Annotated in this window: 14 protein-coding genes and 1 pseudogene; 12 read left to right on the top strand and 3 right to left on the bottom strand. The window is 61.7% G+C overall.

Annotated elements, in window-relative coordinates:
* Positions 1-9 precede the first annotated feature (9 nt).
* The 12 genes and pseudogenes from I554_RS0100080 (at position 10) to I554_RS0100020 (ending at position 14,715) form a co-directional block, all read left to right on the top strand.
* Complete coding sequence (locus I554_RS0100080) at positions 10-1,155, top strand: ABC transporter substrate-binding protein (protein WP_024573881.1); 1,146 nt, start codon at positions 10-12, stop codon at positions 1,153-1,155.
* A 163-nt stretch (positions 1,156-1,318) separates the two neighbouring features.
* The gene (locus tag I554_RS0100075) at positions 1,319-2,194 is read left to right on the top strand and encodes a branched-chain amino acid ABC transporter permease (protein WP_024573882.1); all 876 of its coding nucleotides are present in this window, start codon (positions 1,319-1,321) and stop codon (positions 2,192-2,194) included.
* Positions 2,191-3,968: pseudogene (locus tag I554_RS25355) on the top strand (branched-chain amino acid ABC transporter ATP-binding protein/permease). The gene I554_RS0100075 and the pseudogene I554_RS25355 overlap by 4 nt, the downstream one beginning before the upstream one ends.
* 3 nt (positions 3,969-3,971) lie before the next feature.
* Positions 3,972-4,700 carry an ABC transporter ATP-binding protein gene (locus I554_RS0100065; RefSeq protein WP_024573883.1) on the top strand — a complete coding sequence of 243 codons (729 nt, stop codon included), beginning with the start codon at positions 3,972-3,974 and terminating at the stop codon, positions 4,698-4,700.
* A gap of 2 nt (positions 4,701-4,702) precedes the next feature.
* A complete protein-coding gene (locus I554_RS0100060; RefSeq protein WP_024573884.1) occupies positions 4,703-5,788 on the top strand; it encodes a malate/lactate/ureidoglycolate dehydrogenase in 1,086 nt (361 codons plus the stop codon).
* Between the two features lie 92 nt (positions 5,789-5,880).
* The gene (locus I554_RS0100055; protein ID WP_024573885.1) at positions 5,881-6,657 is read left to right on the top strand and encodes an aldolase/citrate lyase family protein; all 777 of its coding nucleotides are present in this window, start codon (positions 5,881-5,883) and stop codon (positions 6,655-6,657) included.
* 171 nt (positions 6,658-6,828) lie between these two features.
* Positions 6,829-8,352 carry an altronate dehydratase family protein gene (locus I554_RS0100050; RefSeq protein WP_024573886.1) on the top strand — a complete coding sequence of 508 codons (1,524 nt, stop codon included), beginning with the start codon at positions 6,829-6,831 and terminating at the stop codon, positions 8,350-8,352.
* Positions 8,353-8,392: 40 nt separating this feature from the next.
* A complete protein-coding gene (locus I554_RS0100045; protein ID WP_024573887.1) occupies positions 8,393-9,373 on the top strand; it encodes a fatty acid desaturase family protein in 981 nt (326 codons plus the stop codon).
* Positions 9,374-9,491: 118 nt separating this feature from the next.
* Positions 9,492-11,204, top strand: coding sequence for an IlvD/Edd family dehydratase (locus tag I554_RS0100035; protein ID WP_024573888.1), 1,713 nt, complete (start codon positions 9,492-9,494; stop codon positions 11,202-11,204).
* Between the two features lie 54 nt (positions 11,205-11,258).
* Entirely contained in the window at positions 11,259-12,575 is a 1,317-nt protein-coding gene (locus I554_RS0100030; protein WP_024573889.1) for an MFS family transporter, read from the top strand.
* 302 nt (positions 12,576-12,877) lie between these two features.
* Positions 12,878-14,281 (top strand): SUMF1/EgtB/PvdO family nonheme iron enzyme, encoded by a 1,404-nt coding sequence (locus I554_RS0100025; RefSeq protein ID WP_192817747.1) that lies wholly within the window; start codon positions 12,878-12,880, stop codon positions 14,279-14,281.
* Between the two features lie 8 nt (positions 14,282-14,289).
* Complete coding sequence (locus I554_RS0100020; protein ID WP_024573891.1) at positions 14,290-14,715, top strand: DUF4399 domain-containing protein; 426 nt, start codon at positions 14,290-14,292, stop codon at positions 14,713-14,715.
* Between the two features lie 16 nt (positions 14,716-14,731).
* Here I554_RS0100020 and I554_RS0100015 read toward each other — a convergent pair whose 3' ends face one another.
* The 3 genes from I554_RS0100015 to I554_RS0100005 form a co-directional block, all read right to left on the bottom strand.
* Positions 14,732-15,478 (bottom strand): SDR family NAD(P)-dependent oxidoreductase, encoded by a 747-nt coding sequence (locus I554_RS0100015; RefSeq protein ID WP_024573892.1) that lies wholly within the window; start codon positions 15,476-15,478, stop codon positions 14,732-14,734.
* A gap of 193 nt (positions 15,479-15,671) precedes the next feature.
* On the bottom strand, positions 15,672-16,406 hold the full coding sequence (locus I554_RS0100010; RefSeq protein WP_024573893.1) for an SDR family oxidoreductase: 735 nt from the start codon (positions 16,404-16,406) through the stop codon (positions 15,672-15,674).
* A gap of 121 nt (positions 16,407-16,527) precedes the next feature.
* Positions 16,528-18,351: an IlvD/Edd family dehydratase gene (locus I554_RS0100005; RefSeq protein ID WP_024573894.1), complete on the bottom strand. Its 1,824-nt coding sequence runs from the start codon at positions 18,349-18,351 to the stop codon at positions 16,528-16,530.
* Positions 18,352-18,521: the final 170 nt, after the last annotated feature.

Raw genomic sequence — 18,521 nt, 5'->3', positions numbered from 1 at the left:
AGGACGACGATGAAATTGACGAGACGTGAGTTTTCCGTTGGCGTTGGTGCGGTCCTTGCAGCGCCTTCGTTGATAAGAAGTGCCGGGGCTCAGGGCGCGACCATCAAGATCGGTATGGTCCTTCCAGTCACCGGCTCCGCCGCCGAGCAGGGAAAGTTCGCCTTGAACGGCGCAAAGCTGGCGCTCGAGGCCGTCAACAAGGCAGGCGGCGTTCTTGGCAAGCAGGTTGAACTCATCACCGAAGACGACCAGACCACCAATCCCGGTGTCGTGCTCGCATTCTCCAAGCTCGCCGCGCAGCAGGATATCGTTGCGTTCCTCGGCTCGATCCGCTCGACGCAGGTGCATGCCATGGCGCCGGATGTCCTGAAGCTCGGCAAGCCGATGGCGATCGGTGGAACCGATCCGAACCTGACCCATATGGGCAACAAGTGGCTGTTCCGCTTCCGCCCGAACGACAGCTATTCCGGCAGCGTGATCGCCGACTACGGCAGCAACACGCTCGGCAAGAAGAAGTGGGCGGTGCTGCATTCCACCGACGCGTTCGGCACGGCGGGCGGCAAGGCGCTGACCGAGGGACTGAGCAAGCTCGGCATCACGCCGGTGCTCGATCAGGGTTATGCCAACCAGAGTCAGGACTTCACCCCGGTGGTGCTGGCGATCAAGCAGTCCGGTGCGGACGTTCTCGGTTCTTACTTCACGTTCGAGAACGATCTCGGCATCTTCGCGCGCCAGTTGCGCCAGCTCGGCGTCAACATTCCGTGGGTCGGCTCGCCGTCCATCGTCGGCGTATCCTCGACCCGCCTTGCGGGTGCGTCGCTCTACGGAACCTACGGTGTCGCGGATTATGCGGAAGAGTCCAGTCCGACGGCCAAGGCCTACGGCAAGGCCTATCGCGATGCCTACAAGCTTGCGCCGGACAATCAGAGCGCATGGACCTATGACGCCGTCACCGTGCTCGCCAAGGCGATGAACACCGCAAAGTCCACCGAGCCGGAAAAGGTCCGTTCTGCGATCCTCGCGATCAAGGGATTCGAAGGCGCGGAAGGCCAGTACAACTTCGATGAAAACGGCGACGGCCTTCACGGCTACAACATCGTGAAGAACGACAAGGGCAACATCGTCTTCGAGAAGCATATCGAAGCGAAGCGATAGACACTATGTCGGCGGCGTTTCGCCAGTTGTGCACGAGCCCGCCGCCGTCATTGCGAGCGAAGCGAAGCAATCCAAAGCAAAAGAAGGATGGATTGCTTCGTCGCTTCGCTCCTCGCAATGACGCCGCCAGCAACGTGCCCCGTCTCTCTTGAGCGAGCCTCATATGGATCAGATTCTTCAACTGCTCTTTACGGGCATCGGCATCGGCTCCGTGTATGCGCTGGTGGCGCTCGGCTTCGTGCTGATTTTCCGCGCGACCAACGTCGTGAATTTCGCGCAGGGCGAGTTCTCGATGGTGGCGGCATTCCTGATGGTGGTGTTCGCGGTCGATCTGCAATGGCCGTACTGGCTGTCATTTCTGATAGCGCTGGGCGGCATGGCGCTATTCGGCGTGATCTTCAATCTCGGCGTGTACTATCCGCTGCGTCACCGCACCTTTCTGCCGGTCATCATCGCCACCATCGGCGCATCGATCTTTCTGGCGAATTCGGTACTGGCGATCTACGGACCGGCGCCGCAGGTGCTGGAGGGGTGGTTTGAGACACCGGGCATTCAACTCGGGCCGGTCTATCTCGACAGCCAGTATCTGCTGATCATCGCCGTGACCATTGCGCTGGTGATCCTGAACTACTGGTTCTTCGAGCACACGATGCTCGGCAAGAAGCTTCAGGCGACGTCGCAGGACAAGGAAATGGCGTCGCTTCTCGGCATCTCGGTGTCGAGCATGATCATGATCACCTTCATCTATTCCGCGGTGCTTGGCGGGCTGGCCGGCATCCTGGTCGCGCCGATCCTGTTCGTCTCGATCCAGATGGGCGCGACGATTGCGCTGAAGGCATTCGCGGCCACGATCATCGGCGGCTTCGGCGATGTGACCGGCGCAATCATCGGCGGGATCGCGCTCGGCATCATCGAGACCTTCGGCGCGGCTTATGTGTCGGTTCCGTACAAGGATGCATTCGCGTTCCTTGTGCTGATCCTGTTCTTGGTCTTCCGTCCGCAAGGCATCTTCGGCGAACGCGTGGCGGAAAAAGCATGAGCATGCCGAGCCAGAACATACGGTTACCGCCACCCTGCGCTCGACGCCCCTGGTGCTGCGGCATCTGCCATATTTTGTCGTCGCCGCGATCGCCGTGTTTGCCGCGGCGACGATGAACTTCGATGGTTACGTGCTCAACATCCTGATGCAGGCGGCCACGTTTGCCATCGCCGTGTTCGGTCTGACGGTCGTGCTCGGGCTGTGCGGGCAGATCAATCTGGCGCAGGCGGCATTTTTCGGACTGGGCGCCTATGCGGTCGGTCTCGGGACTGCCGACTACCAGATCAACTTCTGGATATGTCTTGTGGCAGGTTCGCTGCTGGCGCTGGCCGCCGGAGCGCTGCTGGGCATGAGCACGCTCAAGCTTGGCGGCCATTACCTCGCCATGGTCACGATCTCGTTCCAGCAGATTGTCTCGCTGGTCATGATTAATGCGATCTGGCTGACGCGCGGCCCCGACGGCATCTCGAAAATCGGACGGCCGGCGCTGTTCCAGTCGCAGCAGTCGTTTCTCGCGTTCTGCGTCGCGGCGCTCGCGGTGATCGGCTATCTCGTCTGGCATCTGCCGGATACGCGGATCGGCCGCGCCATGCGCGCGGTACGTGACAATGAACTCGCTGCGGGCGTCGCGGGCATCGATATCTTCCGCACCAAGGTCGCGGCGTTTGCGTTGTCTGCGCTGCTTGGCGGAATCGGCGGCGGGCTGTTCGCCGGCGGCTTCTCCTATGTCAGTCCGGACCAGTTCTCCTTCGCGGAATCGATCGTCTTCCTCACCATGGCGCTGCTGGGCGGCGTCGGATCGCCAATCGGCGCCGTGATCGGCACCGGGTTGCTGATCCTGATTCCGGAATGGCTACGCTTCCTGAAGAACATTCCGGGACTGTATCTGGCGATCTACGGACTGTTCGTGATCCTGATTGTGCGCTTCATGCCGGACGGCATCTGGGGGTTCGTTCAGGAGATCATCACCAAATGGCGGGCGAGGTCGCCGCCGCAGATTGCTAGCCCCGCGCTGCAACTTGCACCGGCCAGGATCGGTGGCGACATGGTGCTTGAAGTCACCGGCCTGTCGAAGCACTTCGGCGGTCTGAAGGCCGTCGACAAGGTCGATCTCTCCGTGCGCCGGGGCAGCGTCCACGCGCTGATCGGACCGAATGGTTCGGGCAAGACCACCACACTCAATATGCTGTCCGGCCTCTACAAGACGACCGCCGGCAGGATCGTCCTCGACGGCACCGACGTGACCGACATGCCCGCGCACCAGCGCACGGCGGCAGGCCTCGGTCGAACCTTCCAGAATATCCGGCTGTTCCGTTCGATGAGCGCGCTGGAAAACGTGGTGATCGGCGCGGAGCGTCCGGGCAATACGCTGATCGGCGAGGGCGGTCAGGACGCGCTGACGCAGCGGGCGATGTCGGCGCTGACGTTCGTCGGCCTCGGCGGGCGGGCCAACGAACTGGTATCCAGCTTCTCCTATGGCCACCAGCGCCTGATCGAGATCGCCCGCGCACTGGCGGGAAATCCAACGCTGTTGCTGCTGGACGAACCTGCGGCCGGTCTGAACTCCAGCGAGAAGGTCGAACTGCATGACCTGCTCAAGCGCATCGCAGCGCAAGGGCTCACCATTCTCATCATCGATCACGACATGACGCTGGTGCGCGAGGCGGCGCAGCACATCACCGTGCTCAACTTCGGCAAACGCATTGCCGACGGCGAGTCGCTGGCGGTGTTGCAGCATCCCGATGTTATTTCCGCTTATCTCGGGACGGAGTGAGTCATGGCTTTGCTCGAGATCAACGACCTCATTGTGCTCTACGGCGAAATCGAAGCGTTGCGGGGCATTTCACTGAAGGTGGAGCAGGGGCAGGTGGTGACGCTGCTCGGCTCCAACGGGGCGGGCAAGTCCACCACGCTGCGTGCGATATCAGGCCTCGCCAAGCCGGCGGCCGGGGAAATCCTGTTCGACGGCAAGTCGATTGTGGGCCTCGGGCCGGAAGCTATCGTGCGTCTCGGTATTTCGCACGTTCCGGAGGGGCGGCGGGTGTTTCCCGGCCTCACCGTGAAAGAAAATATTATGCTCGGCGCGTCGAATCGCCGGGTCGCGAAAGCGCAACTGTCGCGCGAAGCCGATGCGATGTTCGATCTGTTCCCCGATATCCGCGCGTTTTCCGACAAGCTCGGCTGGACACTGTCCGGCGGGCAGTTGCAGATGGTGGCGGTGGCGCGCGGGCTGATGGCAAAGCCGCGGCTCTTGTTGCTTGATGAGCCGTCGCTCGGCCTTGCGCCGGTGATCGTGCAGGCCGTGTTCCGGATCATCGCCGAAATCCGCAAGGAAACGACTGTTTTACTTGTCGAGCAAAATGCGCGAATGGGATTGTCCGTCGCCGACTACGGCTACGTGCTGGAAACGGGCCGTCTTGCTCTCGGCGGGAAACCCGACGAACTGTGGAGCAACGAAGCAATCAGAGCCGCTTATCTAGGCGGCCATACCAAGGCAGCTGTTTAACGATGGTAACAATCAACTCCCAGAAGCTGATCGGCTTCGTATCTGACATCTTCTCCCGTGCCGGCTCCTCGAAAGCTGAGGCGGATCGCATCGCTATGTATTTGACGACAGCGAACCTCACCGGCCACGACAGCCACGGCGTCATCCGCGTGCCGCAGTATGTGAAGTGGGTGAAAGAGGGCGCGATCATTCCCGACCAGACCATCAAGCTGGTGGTCGACACGCCGTCGATCGCGGTGGTCGATGGCGGCTTCGGCTATGGGCAAACAGTGACGCCGCAAGCCGTGAGAGTCGGCATCGACAAATGCAAGGCCGTTGGTCTCTCCGCGATGACGCTGAAGAATTCAGGTCACCTCGGGCGCGTCGGCGACTGGGCGGAAATGGCGGCGGCGGAAGGTCTGGTCTCGATCTTCTTCGTCAATGCAGCGGGCTCGGTGCTGGTCGCGCCTTATGGGGGTGTCGCGCGCAAGCTCTCCACTGCGCCTTATTGCGTCGGCATTCCGCGCCCCGGACAAGGGCCGGTGGTGCTGGATTTTGCAACCTCCATCGTTGCCGAAGGCAAGGTGATGGTGGCGAGCCGCGGCGGCAAGAAGCTGCCGAAGGGCGCGCTGGTCGATCAGGATGGCACGCTCAGCGAAGACCCGCATGTGCTTTACGGGCCTTATGAAGCCGATGGCCCGCGTGTCCATGCACAGGGCAAGGGCGCGATCCGCGCATTCGGCGAGCACAAGGGCTCGGGCCTCGCGCTGATGTGCGAACTGCTCGGCGGCGCGCTGACCGGCAACGGTGCGACCAAGACCGACCGGCGTTTCTCCAACGGCATGCTGGCGATCTTCATCGATCCGAAGGTGGTCGACCCCGCGCATTTCTTCGATGGGGAAGTCGCCCGGTACATCGCCTATTTCAAGGACAGCAAGCTGGCGCAGGGGCACGATGCGGTGCTGATTCCGGGCGAGCCGGAAGCGGCCACGCGCGCGGAGCGCACCAAAAACGGGGTGCCCCTGACCGACGAGACATGGAATTCCATCACGGCAACGGCGCGGTCGGTCGGTATCGATGACGCCGCCGTTGCCAAGGCGACCGGATAGGTCGAGGATCAGGTTTAGCCGGAGGGCATCTCATGCATGACCCGCGTCCAAACCAAGCAACAACAATCAAAACAGAAACGGGAAACGATCGTATGGCAAACAAGGTCATGGAAATCTGGGCTGCGGGCAAGGTGGTGGTCAACGGCTGGCTTGCGATCCCCTCCGGCTTTTCTGCCGAGGTGATGGCGCAGTGCGGTTTCGACAGCGTCACCGTCGATATGCAGCACGGCGTGCAGGATTATCAGTCGATGATCCAGTGCTTCCAGGCGATGCAGGCGCATCCGGTGACACCGATGGTGCGCGTGCCGTGGAATGAGCCCGGCATCATCGGCAAGGTGCTCGACGGCGGCGCTTACGGGGTCATCTGTCCGATGATCAACACGAAAGAGGAAGCCGAACGCTTCGTGCAGTATGCGAAGTATCCGCCCCGCGGCACCCGCAGCAACGGACCGATCCGCGCCATGATGTATGGTTCAGCGGGTACCTATCAGCAGACGGCCAATGAAGAGACGCTCTGCATTCCGATGATCGAGACCAAGACCGCGGTCGAAAATCTCGAAGCGATCCTCGACGTGAAGGGCATTGCCGGCGTCTATATCGGCCCGTCCGATCTCGGCTTTTCCTATGGCCTGCATCCGACGCTCGACCGGACCGAACCGGAAATCATCAAGATCTATGAGCGGATCGTGAAGGAATGCGACAAGCGCGGCATTTTCCCCGGCATTCATTGCAGCGGCGCGCCGGGCGCCGCACTTGCCATCGAGCGCGGGTTCAAGCTGGTGACGATCATGAATGACAGCGGGTTGCTCGCGATGTCCGCCAAGAGCCACATCGCCGAGACGCGGAAGAACTCCGGCGGCAAGGCGTAGCATCTTCACCTCTCCCCGCCTGCGGGGAGAGGTTCCCAGCGAAGCGAGCGGGTGAGGGGCCATTCTGCCTAACGTGCAATTGCCCCTCACCCGGAGCTACGCTCTGTCTCAGACCTCTCCCCGTAAACGGGGAGAGGTGAAAGACGCCAGAGCTAAACAAGGATAACAACCATGGCCGCGACACCCGTAATCCGTCTTCACTCCGATGACAGCGTGGTGATTGCGCGGACGGCGCTGCTGCCTGGCGCCGAAGTGGCGCAGGGTGTCGCCGCGACCGAACGCATTCCCGCGGGCCACAAGGTGGCGGTGAAGCCGATCGCCGTCGGCGAGCCGGTGATGCGCTACGGTCAGATCATCGGTTTTGCCACCGTTCCGATCGCGCCGGGCCAGCATGTCCATGTGCAGAACATCGGGATGGGTGAGTTCTCCAAGGACTATGCCTATGGCGTGGACGTCAAGCCGACGCCGAACTTCGATCTGCCTGCGACGTTTCAGGGCATCCGCCGTCCCGACGGCCGCGTGGCGACACGCAATTACATTGGCATTCTGACTTCGGTGAATTGCAGCGCGCATGTCGCGGGGCTCGTCGCCGATGTGTTCAAGAAAAATCCGTTCACGGGTCACGATCCGCTGGCGGCGTTCCCGAACGTCGATGGCGTTGTCGCGCTGACCCACAAGACCGGTTGCGGCATGACCCAGCTTGAGCCGCTGACGGTGCTTCGCCGCACGCTCGGCGGCTACGCGCGCCATGTGAATTTTTCGCATGTGATCATTCTCGGTCTTGGCTGCGAAATGAACCAGATCGGCGGATTTCTGGAAGAACAGAGGCTGGCGGGACGCCTGCGATCGCTGGACATTCAGGATGTCGGCGGTTCGCGCAAGACGGTGGAGAAGGCGGTCGCGTTCGTGCGCGAAGTGCTGGCGGAATCGAACAACATCAAGCGGGAGCCATGTCCGGCGAGTGAACTGACAGTCGCGCTTCAATGCGGTGGCTCGGACGGTTACTCCGGTGTGTCGGCCAACCCGGCGCTGGGCGCGGCGAGCGATCTCTTGGTGCGCCATGGCGGCTCGGTGATCCTCTCCGAGACGCCTGAGACCTATGGCGCGGAGCACCTTCTCACACGCCGAGCGGTCAGTCCTGAAGTCGGCGAGAAACTTGTCGCGTTGATGCGGTGGTGGGAAGACTACACGCAGCGCAACGGCGCGGAGATGGATTCCAACCCCAGCCCCGGCAACAAGGCCGGTGGTCTCACCACCATTCTTGAAAAGTCCCTCGGCGCGATGGCCAAGGCCGGCAGCACCAACCTCGTCGATGTGGTCGGCTATGCCGAGCCGGTCACCAAAAAAGGCTTCACCTTCATGGATACGCCGGGCTTCGATCCGGTGGCCGCCACGGGGCAGGTGGCGGGCGGTGCGAACCTCGTCTGTTTCACCACAGGGCGCGGCAGTGTGTTCGGCTGCAAGCCGTCACCGTCGATCAAGCTCGCGACCAACACGCCGATGTTCCGCCGCATGGAAGACGACATGGACGTCAACTGCGGAACCATCCTGGACGGTGACGAAACCGTGCAGCAATGCGGCCAGCGTATTTTCGACCTGATTCTGCGGGTCGCCTCCGGAGAACAGACCAAGAGCGAGGCGTTCGATTTTGGCGCTGCGGAATTTGCGCCATGGGTATTAGGCGCTACGATGTAGCCTGAAGAGTCGAGGCAAAATCGACCGCAGGGAGGACGCCATGCCGGCCGTTGAACGTGTCGATCCCAAGACGATCTTTTCTGCCGAGGAATGGGCGCGGCTGACCGCGCGTGACTCCTGGCGCGGCATGTGGCTGGTCGTGCATTGCTGGGGCACCATCGCCGCCGCCGTTGCCCTTGTGACGATCTGGCCGAACCCGTTCATCTGGCTGGCCGCCGTGATGATTGTCGGCACGCGGCAACTTGGGCTGGCGATCCTGATGCACGAGGCGGCTCACGGCGGACTGCACACCAACCAGAAGATCAACGAGTTCGTCGGCAACTGGATCTGCGCCGTGCCGGTGGGTGCGACGCTGGCGGGCTATCGCACCTACCATCTCAAGCATCACCGGTTCACGCAGCAGCCGGAAGATCCCGATCTTGGGCTATCGGCGCCGTTTCCGATTTCAAAGGACAGCTTCTACCGCAAGGCTTTCCGCGACCTCACCGGGCAAACCTTCATCAAGCAGCGTTCGCCGTCATTCAAGGCGCTGTTCGCCCGGCGCGAACCTGTGCTGACGGACGCGATGCGCGATGAGGAGACCGAGAACTTCCTGACCAGCGGCCGGATCGCCATGCAGCGGTTTCTCGGCGTCAACGCGATTTTGTTCGGCCTGTTCTGGCTGGCCGGTGCGGGCATCTGGTTCTTCGGCGTCTGGGTCGTCGCGATGGCGACATGGTTTCCGCTGGTGACCCGCGTGCGCAACATTGCCGAGCATGCCTGCACCTCGACCGGTCCAGATCCATTCAGCCATGCGCGCACAACCCATGCGAACATCGTCGAGCGCGCGTTGATCGCGCCGTACTGGGTGAACTATCACGCCGAGCATCACCTGTTCATGTATCTGCCGTGCTACCGGCTCGAGGAGGCACACCGCCTGCTCACCGAGAAGGGCCTGATCCAGCGGGTTGACGTCGCTCCTAGCTATCTCGACGTGCTGCGCCTCGCCACGTCGCGCGCGCGGCCTGCCTCCGCCGCATGACCGCCGCAAGGATCGCAATCGCGCTCATGGTATCGCTGTGTGCAGCGACGCTTGCGCATGCGCAGGAATGGCCGACGCGGCCGATCACGCTTTCAGGACACCAGGACGAGAAGACAGAATGACAAAGGGTCTCAAGAAAGGGCTGACCAGCTACGGCGATCCCGGATTTTCGCTGTTCCTGCGCAAGGCCTTCATCAAGGCGATGGGCTATTCCGACGACGCGCTGGAGCGCCCGATTGTCGGCATCACCAACACCTACAGCGATTATAATCCCTGCCACGGCAATGTCCCGCAGATCATCGAGGCGGTGAAGCGGGGCGTCATGCTGGCGGGTGCGATGCCGATGGTGTTTCCCACCATTTCGATTGCCGAGAGTTTTTCGTATCCGACCTCGATGTATCTGCGCAACCTGATGGCGATGGATACCGAAGAGATGATCCGCGCTCAGCCGATGGATGCGATCGTCGTGATCGGCGGTTGTGACAAGACCCTGCCGGCGCAGATCATGGCGGCGGTGAGCGCCGATCTTCCGACCGTGGTGATCCCGGTGGGGCCGATGGTGGTCGGGCATCACAAGGGCGAGGTGCTGGGCGCCTGCACCGATTGCCGTCGCATGTGGGGCAAGTTTCGCGCGGGTGAAATAGATCAGGATGAGATCGAGGCTGTCAACGGGCGCCTCGCGCCGTCGGTCGGCACCTGCATGGTGATGGGCACCGCCAGCACCATGGCCTGCGTCACCGAGGCGCTGGGCCTGTCGCTGCCGATGAGCGCGACGATTCCCGCGCCGCATTCCGAGCGAATACGCTCGGCCGAACACAGCGGCAAGCGCGCCGCTGAAATGGCCGTGACCGGAGGCCCGCGTCCCAGCGAACTGCTGACGCCGGCCGCGCTCAGGAATGCGCAGGTGGTGTTGCAGGCCATCGGCGGCTCGACCAACGGGCTGATTCATCTGACGGCGATAGCCAATCGGACGCCGCATCGCATCGACCTCGATGCGTTCGACAAGCTCGGCCGCGAGGTGCCAGTGCTGATCGATCTCAAGCCGTCGGGCGCACATTATATGGAGCACTTCCATCACGCGGGTGGCGTGCCGAAGCTGATGAAGCAGCTCGGCGACCTGATCGATCTCGATGCGAAAACCATCGCGGGTGGAACGCTGCGCGATGTCGTCGCCAATGCGGAGGAAGTTCCGGGGCAGGATGCGATCCGGCCTCGCGACAATCCAATCAACCGCGAAGGCGCGATGGCCGTGCTGCACGGCAATCTGGCGCCGCGGGGTGCTGTCATCAAACAGTCGGCGGCGACGCCGAAGCTGCTTCAGCACACCGGGCGGGCGGTGGTGTTCGAATCGGTTGAGGACATGACGCTCCGTGTCGACGATCCCAATCTCGATGTGAAGGCCGATGACGTGCTGGTCCTGCGCAATGCCGGCCCGAAGGGCGCGCCGGGTATGCCGGAGGCCGGGTATCTGCCGATCCCGCAGAAAATCCTGCGCACCGGCGTCAAGGACATGGTGCGAATCTCGGATGCCCGCATGAGCGGCACAGCATTCGGCACCATCGTTCTGCACATCACGCCGGAGTCGGCGGTGGGTGGTCCGCTTGCGCTGGTGCAGACTGGCGACATGATTCGGCTCGATGTTGCGAAACGGCGCATCGATCTTCTGGTCGATGAAGTCGAACTGACGATGCGCCAGAAAGCATTGCCCAAGCCGGTGGCGCCCGACTGGGCCGCGCGCGGCTATGCGCACCTTTTTCATGAAACGATCACGCAGGCCGATGAAGGCTGCGATTTCGATTTCATGCGGCGGGAGGGTCCCGGCAAGGCTTGAGCCACAGGAAAGTGCACCGTTTCGTTTGAACCATTCACCGAAGGGGAGAAAGCGATGAGCACCATGACACTGACGGCGGAACAGCACGCCGACCGCCGCAGGAGAATCTGGGCCATTGTCGGAAGTTCATCGGGCAATCTCGTCGAATGGTACGATTTCTACGCTTACGCGTTCACGGCGCTCTATTTCGCGCACGCGTTCTTTCCCGCGGGCAACCAGACCACGCAACTGCTGCAAACCGCTGCGGTGTTTGCCATCGGCTTTCTGATGCGCCCGATCGGCGGATATATTTTCGGCACCATCGCCGACAGATATGGCCGCAAAACCTCGATGGTCACATCCATCCTGATGATGTGCGGAGGCTCGCTCGCCATCGGCCTGCTGCCGACCCATGACACTATTGGCGTCGCGGCGCCGATCCTGCTGTTGCTGGCCCGCATGGTGCAGGGACTTTCGGTCGGCGGCGAATATGGCACCACCGCGACCTACATGAGCGAGGTCTCGCTTCCGGGCAAACGCGGTTTCTACGCATCGTTCCAATACGTCACCCTGATCGGCGGGCAGCTTCTGGCATCGCTCGTCGTGCTCGTCGTTCAGCTTTCGATGACGGATGCGGAATTGCGCGCGTGGGGCTGGCGTATTCCGTTCCTGATCGGCGCGCTCTGTGCCATCGTCGCACTTTATCTGCGGATGTCACTGCACGAGACGTCGTCCGAAAAGAGCCGCTCGCAGGAGGGCGCGGGCACCCTGCGCAACATATTCACCCATCACCTGAAGCCGTTCCTGCTGGTGCTCGGCTATACGGCGGGCGGATCGCTGATCTTCTATACGTTCACCACTTATATGCAGAAGTATCTGGTGAACTCGGCGCATATGGATCACCGCACGGTGAACATCGTCATGAGCGCGGTTCTTTTCACCTACATGATCATGCAGCCGCCGTTCGGTGCGTTGTCGGACAGGATCGGTCGCCGTACGCAGATGCGGATATTCGGATTGCTGGCGACGCTGTGTGTTGTGCCGCTGATGTACGCGATCGGCGGCGTCACCAGTCCGTACATGGCGTATGTCCTGATCGTCCTCGCACTGGCGATCGTATCGCTTTACACCTCGATCAGCGGCGTCGTGAAAGCGGAGATGTTTCCACCGGAGGTGAGGGCGCTCAGCGTCGGCTTCGCCTATGCCATCGCGAATGCGCTGTTCGGCGGCTCTGCGGAGTACGTCGCGTTGTGGTTCAAGGATCACGGCATCGAATCGAGCTTCTTCTGGTACGTAACCATTCTGTGCGGCATCGCGTTCCTCGCTGCGATCCTGATGCCGGACCCCAAGGTCAAGGGCTATCTGCACGGTCACGAGTCTGATCCGGACTAGAGCAGTTCGCGAAACCTCGGCCTTATCCGGCAGTCAGTCTGACCTATCGGGAACCGAGCCGAATATCTTTCAGGTGATTGTCGGAACAAGCTGTACAGCGTAGCTTTCGCGCCTGCTTGATGCCAAGCGGCGAAACATCATTCGCCGCCGTGAAAGTTGCGTGTTCCGATGGCGAGGCGCTGATCATGCGCGGCGAAATCCATCATATCCATTCGAGCAACGACGGAGGGTCTTCGCACGAGGCGTCGTCGCGCCGTCTCGCGGCCATCATCGCAGGCGATATCTCGGGTTACAGCCGCCTGATGCAGATGGATGAAGACGGGACTTATGCGCGCGTCAAGCGGATTGAACGCGACCTGATCGAGCCGACCATCGCTGAACATCATGGCAGGCTGGTCAAGACAACGGGCGATGGATTTCTCGCAATCTTCGACAGTCCGGTGGAAGCCGTCCGGTGCGGCATCGTGATTCAGCAAAGCATGGTCGGCCGCAATGCGTCGCTGCCCCGCGAGCACTGGATCGTTTACCGCATCGGGGTCAACCTCGGCGACGTCATTATCGAGGATGATGATGTTTATGGGGATGGCGTGAACGTGGCCGCACGCCTGGAAGGAATAGCTGCACCGGGACAGATCTATATTTCCGGCGGCATCTACGAACAGATCAAGCACAAGCTCGTTTGCGGCTATCAGTCGCTCGGCGACCGCCAGGTCAAGAACATTACGGACCCGGTGCGGGTGTATCGGGTTCTTCCCGATCCGTCCGCGATATCGACAGGCCGGACCAGATTGGTGATTGCATTGCTTGCTGCCGCCACTTTGCTTCTCCTGGCTGTTGCGGGCGGGGCGCTTTGGTATCTTTTGGTCAGGCCGGAGAGCCAGCTCGCCAGCCCGTCGCCTGCGGCATCTCCATCTCCGGTCGATGTCGCAAAGACGGCGCCGCCGCCGATTGCCCCTCAGGCCGCACCAAAGGCGCCAACCACGGCAGTTGCGCCCGCGACGAAGCAGCAGCCTTCGCTGCAACCGATCAAGGAGCCTGAAATGATTTCGCTTCCCGGAGGCAGTTTCGCCATGGGCAGCAATGACGACATCACCGAAAAGCCGGTTCATCAGGTGGCGATCAAGCCATTCGCGATTGGCAAATATCCCGTGACGGTGAGGGAATGGAACGAATGCACGGCGGCCAAGGCGTGCGGGTTTGTGGCCGTGGACAGGGAAGACGCACCCGTGACGGACGTGAACTGGAACGATGCCAGGCAGTTTGCCGCATGGCTCACGCAAATGACGGGAAAGACCTATCGTCTTCCGAGCGAAGCGGAGTGGGAATATGCCGCGCGTGGCGGCACCCAAACACGATACTGGTGGGGCGATCAGTTCCGGCCCGGCATGGTCAACTGCAAAAACTGCATCGAGGGTGCGGCTGTCGAGCAGCCGATGAAGGTCGGCAGCCTCAAAGCGAATCCGTTTGGACTCCATGATATGGGCGGTGGCGTCGATCAGTGGGTCGAGGACTGCTGGCACAAGAACTATCAGGGTGCGCCGTCCGACGGCTCGGCCTGGGTCAGCGACGGCGATTGTTCCTCGCGCGTGATCCGCTCAGGTTCGTGGCGCAACGATATGCGTTCCGCCCGGCCGGCGAGCCGGGACCGATATGATGTCGGGGTGCGCTATCCCACCCACGGCTTCCGCGTTGCTCTTTCCCGTTAGGAGGCGTCATGGCGATCATCAGAACCATCGCGCTGTCGGCGGCGCTGTCGCTGCTGCCATTTGTGGTTCACGCCCAGGGAACACCGGCAGGCAAGGATGCGTATCTCTATTTCGTCTGGCCGCAGGATGGTGCGACGATCAAGGGGGCGTTCTGGTGCCGCTTCGGTTTGCGCAACATGGGCGTTACCCACGCCGGCGACAACTTTACCAACGCCGGGCACCATCATCTGCTGATCGATGTGAACGAACCGCTCGACCCCAAGGAGCCTATCCCGCAAGACAAGTCCCATCTTCATTTCGGCGCGGGACAGACCGAGGCGCGCATCGAATTGCCTCCCGGGAAGCACACGCTTCAACTCGTGCTCGGCGACGCCAAACACTATCCCTTCGATCCTCCGGTTGTCTCGAAGAAGATCACCGTGACGGTTAAATGATCAGGGTTGGATCGGCTCAATACGTCGCGCGGCCGCCGGAAATGTCGAACACCGCGCCGGTTGTGTAGAGGCATTCTTCGGACGCCATCCATGCCACGAGCGAGGCCAGTTCTTCCACCTTCAGGAATCGCCCGCGCGGAATTTTCGACAGCATGAAATCGATGTGCTGCTGCGTCATCTGGTCGAAGATCGCGGTCTTTGCGGCGGCGGGTGTCACGGCGTTCACCGCGATATCGGTGCCCGCCAGTTCCTTGCCGAGCGATTTGGTCAGCGCGATCACACCGGCCTTCGAGGCCGAGTAGTGCGAGGCGTTGGGGTTGCCTTCCTTGCCTGCGATGGACGCGATGTTCACGATCCGCCCGTAATTGTGTTTCAGCATCACCGGCACGATGGCCTTGCAGCAGAGGAAAGGGCCATCCAGGTTGATCTTCATCACCTGCCGCCATTCGTCATAGGACAGATCGGCAACGGTCTTGTTGACGCCCGCAATGCCTGCGTTGTTCACAAGAATGTCGATACGGCCAAACGCTTTCAGCGTGGCATCCTTCGCCGCTTCGACCGCGGCGGGATCGGTGACATCGACCTTGAGCACGGTCACTGCGGCGCCGACCTCCCTGGCGGTTTTCTCGGCCAAAGCCTGGTCGAAATCCCAGATCGCGACCTTCGCGCCGGAGGCGGCGAAACGTTCGGTAATGGCGCGGCCAAAGCCCTGCGCGCCGCCGGTGACGACGGCGAACCGTCCGTTGAGGTCGATCTTGTTCACGGTGGCTCTCCCGAGGTTTCTTACGAGGATATTGCTGCGGCAACTGCGGACTGCTCCCTCTCCCTGGCGGGGAGAGGGGCACTAAATCTATCGAGAGATTCTACGCCCTCACCCGGATTGCTTCGCAATCCGACCTCTCCCCACGGGAGAGGTGAATAACTCACTCTATTTCGCTTTTGGTGGAGCGTCGAAATCACAGCGTCCAGCCGCCGTCGATGATGTGGGCGACGCCTGTCGTGAAGGCGCTTTCGTCGCTGGCGAGATAGACCGCAAGTGATGCGATTTCGTCGGCCGTGCCGAGGCGGCCCATCGGCTGGCGGCTGACGAACATGTCACGCCCGCCAGCTCCCAGCGCAGCAGCCCGGCCCAGCATCGATGGCGTTTCGATCGTGCCGGGGCAAATGCTGTTGCAGCGGATGCCCTTGGTGATGAAATCGACCGCGACGGCGCGGGTCAGGGCGGCCACGGCGGCCTTGGTGGCGCTGTAGACATAGCGGTTCGGCGCGGCCTTGAACACGCCGGCAGCCGACGCGATGTTCACGATCGAGCCGCTGCCGTTCTCCAGCATCGAGGGCAGGAACGCCCTGATGGTCCGGTGCATCGACTTGACGTTGAGGTCGAACGAGAAGTCCCAGTCGCCATCGGAGCAGTCCAGCACCGTGCCGTTGTGAACGAAGCCCGCCGCGTTGAGCAGGATGTCGACCTTGCCGGCTTTCGATGCCATCGCATTCACAGCCGCGGTGTCGCGGACGTCGAGCTTATGGACCTCGGCGATGCCCTCTTTCTTCAGAGAAGCGAGACCGGCTTCGTCAACGTCGGTCGCGATCACGGTCGCGCCTTCGCGGGTGAAGGCGAGGGCGCAGGCGCGGCCGATGCCGGCTGCGCCCGCGGTGATGAAGGCACGCTTGCCTTTCAGCCGATCAGACATGTGACGATTCCCTGTCCTGTGACCATCGTTTCAGATTGTCATTGCGAGGAACGGAGCGACGAAGCAATCCATTTTACCTAAGGTGGATTGCTTCGCTTCGCTCGCAATGACATTGCGAGGTTCAATGATTGTCGCGCGCCACGCCGATGGTGCCGGCGATGTTGCGATAGCGGGTTGCGAGTTCGAGGCACGCGCCGGTGGCCTGCTGGCCGACGGTGTCGCGATAAAGCTCCTGCCATGGCGTCTGGTTCTTTGGATACTTGAAACCGCCGCTGGCCATCAGGTCGGCGTGACGTTTCTTCACCTCGGCGTCGGAGATCAGGATGTTAGCTTCGCCCTTGTTGAGGTCGATGCGTACCCGGTCGCCGGTTTTGAGGATCGCAAGCCCGCCATTGGCAGCTGCTTCCGGTGAGGCGTTGAGGATCGAGGGGGAGCCCGATGTGCCGGACTGTCGCCCGTCGCCGATGCAGGGCAGCGACGTGATGCCCTTCTTGATCAGCGCCGCGGGCGGCTGCATGTTCACGACCTCCGCGCCGCCGGGATAGCCGATCGGCCCGACGCCGCGCACGAACAGCATGCAGTGCTCGTCAATGTTGAGCGACGGATCGTCAATCCGGTGGTGATAGTCCTCCGGCCCCTCGAACACGATGGCGCGGCCCTCGAAGGCCTCCGGGTCTTTCGGATTGGACAGATAACGGTCGCGGAATTCCTTCGAGATCACGCTGGTCTTCATGATCGCGGAATCGAACAGGTTGCCGCGCAGGACGATAAAGCCGGCGTCCTTCACCAAGGGCTTGTGATACGTACGGATCACGTCGCTGTCCGGAGCGGTCGCATCCTTGCAGTTCTCGCCCATGGTCTTGCCGTTGACGGTGAGCGCGTCCTCGTGGATGCGCTTGTGTTTCATCAGTTCGCGCACCACCGACGGCACACCACCGGCGCGGTGATATTCCTCGCCGAGGTAGAAGCCTGCGGGCTGCATATTCACCAGCAGCGGCACATCGTGGCCAATGGTCTGCCAGTCCTCGATCGAGAGATCCACGCCGATGTGACGGGCGAGGGCGTTGATGTGGATCGGAGCATTGGTGGAGCCGCCGATGGCCGAGTTCACCACGATGCAGTTCTCGAATGCCTTCCGGGTCAGGAAGTCGGACGGCTTCAGATCCTCCCACACCATTTCAACGGCGCGCTTGCCGGTCTCATAGGCGATCTGGCCACGTTCGCGATAAGGCGCCGGGATGGCTGCGCAGCCGGGGAGCGAAAACCCGAGCGCCTCGGCAAGAGAATTCATGGTTGAGGCGGTGCCCATGGTGTTGCAGTGACCGACGGAGGGCGCGCTTGAGGCCACGATCTCCATGAACTCGTCATAATCGATCTTGCCGGCGGCCATTTCCTCGCGCGATTTCCAGACCACGGTGCCGGAACCGGTCCGCTCGCCATTGAACCAGCCGTTCAGCATCGGCCCGCCCGAAAGGACGATCGCGGGAATGTTCACGGTCGCAGCCGCCATCATGCAGGCAGGCGTGGTCTTGTCGCAGCCCGTGGTCAGCACCACGCCATCCAGCGGATAGCCGAACAGGATTTCGACCAGGCCGAGATAGGCGAGGTTGCGGTCCAGCGCCGCAGTCGGCCGCTTGCCCGTTTCCTGAATGGGGTGGGTCGGAAATTCCATCGCGATGCCGCCGGCCTCGCGGATGCCCTCGCGCACGCGCTGGGCCAACTCGATATGATGGCGGTTGCAGGGCGACAGATCGTTGCCGGTCTGGGCGATGCCGATGATCGGTTTGCCGGATTGCAGTTCGTGCCGTGTCAGCCCGTAATTCAGATACCGCTCGAGATAGAGGGCCGTCATTCCCGGATTATCGGGATTGTCGAACCAGAGCTGGGACCGGAGTTTGCGCGTCCCGCCGTTTTTTGTTGCGGCGTTATCATCATTTTTTTTCACAAGATTTCTCCCGCACTGCACACAACGCGTGTGTCGGCGTCGGTAATGTTTGCATGTCGAAGCGGCATCTGCAACGCTCGCGGCTCAAACATCCGATCTTTGGGACAAAGCCGAAAATCTCTGCTAAGACCTCCGTCTAATCCCACATTCCCCAAGTAAATCGCTGATTT

Origin of the sequence: Afipia sp. OHSU_II-C1 (assembly GCF_000497575.1) — a bacterium.
GTDB lineage: Bacteria > Pseudomonadota > Alphaproteobacteria > Rhizobiales > Xanthobacteraceae > Afipia.
The sequence above is the reverse complement of the archived record's forward strand: the minus strand, read 5'-3'. Positions and strand labels throughout refer to the sequence as shown.

Bases quoted from the DNA above. Each gene is read 5' to 3' on its own strand.
- I554_RS0100050 (WP_024573886.1), top strand. From the start codon at position 6,829: ATGGCCGCGACACCCGTAATCCGTCTTCACTCCGATGACAGCGTGGTG.
- I554_RS0100030 (WP_024573889.1), top strand. From the start codon at position 11,259: ATGAGCACCATGACACTGACGGCGGAACAGCACGCCGACCGCCGCAGG.
- I554_RS0100045 (WP_024573887.1), top strand. From the start codon at position 8,393: ATGCCGGCCGTTGAACGTGTCGATCCCAAGACGATCTTTTCTGCCGAG.
- I554_RS0100035 (WP_024573888.1), top strand. From the start codon at position 9,492: ATGACAAAGGGTCTCAAGAAAGGGCTGACCAGCTACGGCGATCCCGGA.
- I554_RS0100065 (WP_024573883.1), top strand. From the start codon at position 3,972: ATGGCTTTGCTCGAGATCAACGACCTCATTGTGCTCTACGGCGAAATC.
- I554_RS0100060 (WP_024573884.1), top strand. From the start codon at position 4,703: ATGGTAACAATCAACTCCCAGAAGCTGATCGGCTTCGTATCTGACATC.
- I554_RS0100075 (WP_024573882.1), top strand. From the start codon at position 1,319: ATGGATCAGATTCTTCAACTGCTCTTTACGGGCATCGGCATCGGCTCC.
- I554_RS0100080 (WP_024573881.1), top strand. From the start codon at position 10: ATGAAATTGACGAGACGTGAGTTTTCCGTTGGCGTTGGTGCGGTCCTT.
- I554_RS0100025 (WP_192817747.1), top strand. From the start codon at position 12,878: ATGCAGATGGATGAAGACGGGACTTATGCGCGCGTCAAGCGGATTGAA.
- I554_RS0100010 (WP_024573893.1), bottom strand. From the start codon at position 16,406: ATGTCTGATCGGCTGAAAGGCAAGCGTGCCTTCATCACCGCGGGCGCA.
- I554_RS0100020 (WP_024573891.1), top strand. From the start codon at position 14,290: ATGGCGATCATCAGAACCATCGCGCTGTCGGCGGCGCTGTCGCTGCTG.
- I554_RS0100055 (WP_024573885.1), top strand. From the start codon at position 5,881: ATGGCAAACAAGGTCATGGAAATCTGGGCTGCGGGCAAGGTGGTGGTC.